General features: G+C 63.0%; 1 protein-coding gene. It reads right to left on the bottom strand.

Features of this window, described 5'->3' with window-relative positions:
* Positions 1-28: 28 nt before the first annotated feature.
* Positions 29-1803, bottom strand: a 1775-nt coding sequence (locus H512_RS0120030; protein ID WP_026784911.1) for a Tn3 family transposase, incomplete at its 5' end; no start/stop codon positions are given.

Genomic DNA, 1803 nt, shown 5'->3' with positions numbered 1-1803 from the left:
CGTTTGCGGGAGGGGGCGGAATCCTACGCTAAGGATTTGGCCACCGATATTCACCGGTGAGGTTGATGTGCTCCCATCCGAGCGGCGAGACATGGGCCAGTAGATCGGGCGATAGCAGCTTTCCATCGCGTTTCTGACTGGCGACGACGTCGCCCAGCTTCATGGTGTTCCAGAAGATGATGATGGCGGCGAGCAGGTTCATACCGGCAATCCGGTAATGCTGGCCTTCGGCGGAACGGTCGCGGATTTCGCCGCGTCGGTGGAAGCTGATGGCCCTCTTCAGCGCGTGATGCGCCTCGCCCTTGTTGAGCCCGATCTGCGCGCGGCGTTGCAGATCGGCGTCCAGAATCCAGTCGATCATGAACAGCGTCCGCTCGATGCGGCCGACTTCCCGTAGAGCTGTGGCCAGTTCGTTTTGCCGTGGATAGGAGGCGAGCTTTCGCAGAATCTGGCTGGGCGCGATGCTTCCGGCCGCAATGGTGGCGGCGATGCGCAGGATATCGGGCCAGTTGCGCTCGATCATGGCCTGATTGATTTTTCCGCCGATCATGGCCCGCAATTGGGCCGGGGCGGCCGATGGATTGAACGCATAGAGCCGCTTGGAGGGGAGATCCCGGATGCGTGGCGCGAACCGGTAGCCGAGAATGGCGCATGCGGCAAAGACGTGATCGGTAAAGCCGCCCGTGTCGGCGAACTGCTCGCGGATATGGCGGCCGGCATCGTTCATGAGCAGGCCATCGAGGATGTAAGGAGCCTCACTCGCCGTCGCGGGGATCACCTGGGTTGCGAACGGCGCATATTGGTCCGAGACGTGGCTATAGGCTTTCAGGCCTGGGGTATTTCCGTACTTCGCGTTGACCAGATTCATGGCCTCGCCTTGCTCCGTGGCGGCGAAGAATTGGCCGTCGCTCGAAGCCGAGGTGCCGATGCCCCAGAACTGGGCCATGGGTAGCGCTGCTTGCGCCTCGACCACCATGGCCAGCGCCCGGTCGTAAGCTTCGCCCTCGACATGCCACCGTCCAATGCGGATCAACTCCCAGAAAGTGTGCGTGTTCGTCGCGTCGGCCATCTTGCGCAGACCTAGGTTGACCCCCTCGGCAAGGATGACGTTCATCAGGCCGATCCGGTCGGCGCAGGGCGCTCCAGTGCGCAGATGCGTGAACGCTTCGGTGAAGCCGGTCGCTGCATCCACCTCCAGCAAGAGATCGGTGATGCGCGTGGGCCATATCTGCTTGTAGAGATCGAGCACCAGATCTTCGGCGCCGGTCGGGGCGGCGGCTTCGAGCTTCTCGATATGCAGAACGCCGTTTTCGATCGAACCGCCCGGAATCGTGCCCGCGCGTGCAGCACGGCCAAGCTCACGCAACCGGATATCGAGGCGAGCTTGTCGGTCCGCCAGCCATTCTTCCGGCCGCAATGGCACGGCGAGTCGGCCGCTTTCCGCAACGGCTTGCGCAGGAACGAGAGCCTGTTTCAGATCGCCATAGCGCCGGGATCTGGCCAGCCAGATATCTCCGGAGCGGAACGCATCGCGCAGATGGAATAGAACCGCGATCTCCCAGAGACGGGTGTCGCCAGCCGCCTGCGCTCGAAGATGGCGATGCCATTTCGAGCTGGGCCGAAGGAAGCCGATACGCGCGGCATCGTTCAAACCGGCGCGCAGGGCCGTCACCGCTTCGAGAAGGGGCAGCGCGACTGGCGCAGCCTGCAGATCGAGCAGGCGCAACATGCGCGGAGCGTACCGGCGGAAACGATGATAACCGTCGAGCACATGATTGAGAGGATCGTCCGCCATGGTGGCGG

It is taken from the genome of Pleomorphomonas koreensis DSM 23070 (genome assembly GCF_000425185.1).
Lineage (GTDB): Bacteria > Pseudomonadota > Alphaproteobacteria > Rhizobiales > Pleomorphomonadaceae > Pleomorphomonas > Pleomorphomonas koreensis.
Note: the sequence above shows the minus strand (reverse complement) of the source record. Positions and strands in the feature narration are given on the sequence as shown.